This is a genomic window from Streptosporangium sp. NPDC051023 (assembly GCF_040689595.1).
Taxonomy (GTDB): Bacteria; Actinomycetota; Actinomycetes; order Streptosporangiales; family Streptosporangiaceae; genus Streptosporangium.
On sequence record NZ_JBFBCE010000240.1, the window covers coordinates 1 to 1,396 of the forward strand.

Sequence of the window (1,396 nt, forward strand, 5' to 3'; positions counted from 1 at the left end):
CCGTGGCGACCCGCCCGGGCAATCCACGATCCCGGCAAGGTCATCACCGATCTCGCCCTCACCCTCGCCCTCGGCGGCGACTGCCTCGCCGACATCGCGCTCGTGCGATCTCAACCGGACTTGTTCGGCCCCACCGCCTCCGATCCGACCGTCTCCCGCCTGATCGACCGGCTCGCCGCGACCCCCGCCAAAGCGTTGAAAGCGATCCGCGCCGCGCGAGCAACCGCCCGCCGGCGGGCCTGGGCCCTGGCCGGACCGGCCGCCCCCGGAGCCGACGGTGAACTGATCCCCCTCGATCTTGACGCGACCATCGTCACCGCCCACTCCGACAAGGAAGGCGCAACGGCAACCTGGAAGAAGACCTACGGCTTCCACCCCATGACCGCCTTCGCCGACCACGGAAGCGGCGGCGCCGGAGAAGCACTGGCCATCGTGCTGCGACCGGGCAACGCCGGCTCCAACACCGCCACCGACCACATCGACGCCACCGGCCTGGCCCTGGCTCAAATACCCAGGCTCCAACGCCGTCAGGTCCTGATCCGCACTGATTCCGGCGGCGGCACCCATGAGTTCCTCACCTGGCTGACCCGCCCCGGCCGATGGCTGAAGTACTCCATCGGCTTCACCGTCACCGACGACATCGGCGCCGTAATCCTGCGCCTACCGGCCACAGCCTGGACCCCGGCCTACGACGCCGACGGTCACGTACGGCCAGGCGCGTGGGTCGCCGAGATCACCGGCATGCTGAATCTCACCTCCTGGCCCAAGAAGATGCGCGTCATCGTCCGCAAAGAGCGTGCGCACCCCGGCGCGCGACCGCGCTTCACCGATCCCGGCGGACACCGCTTCACCTGTTTCGTCACCAACACCAGCGGCGGGCAACTTCCCGATCTGGAACTACGCCATCGTCGCCGCGCCCGAGCCGAGGACCGCATCCGCACCGCCAAGGACACCGGCCTGCGCAACCTGCCGCTGCACGACTTCACCCAAAACCAGATCTGGTGCGAGATCGTCGCCCTGGCCTGCGAACTCATGACCTGGACGCAACAGCTCTCTCTGGAGGGCCCCGCCCGCCGCTGGGAGCCCAAACGGCTGAGACTGCGCCTGTTCGCCGTCGCCGGGCGCCTGGTTCGCGGAGGCCGGCGCCTGCGGCTGCGCATCGCTGCCCGATGGCCCTGGGCACCGCAGATCATCACCGCCGTCACCCGTCTGCAAGCTTTACCCGCGCCGCCCTGACCAGCGCCAAACCGTCCCACCAACCAGGAAAGGACACCCACGGGCTCGTGGAACCCCGCCCACCCGGCGCGACAGCCGGGCCACCACGCTGACCAGGAAGCGAAATCGACTCTCAGCCGAATACCTCAGCCCACCACACGAAGATCACGAAAGATCGAGG

At 69.0% G+C, this 1,396-nt stretch carries 1 protein-coding gene; it reads left to right on the top strand.

All coding sequences use genetic code 11. The features are described 5' to 3' along the window. The coding region (locus AB0395_RS48415; RefSeq protein WP_366295150.1) for an IS1380 family transposase at positions 1-1,236 on the top strand (1,236 nt) is incomplete at its 5' end. Positions 1,237-1,396 lie beyond the last annotated feature (160 nt).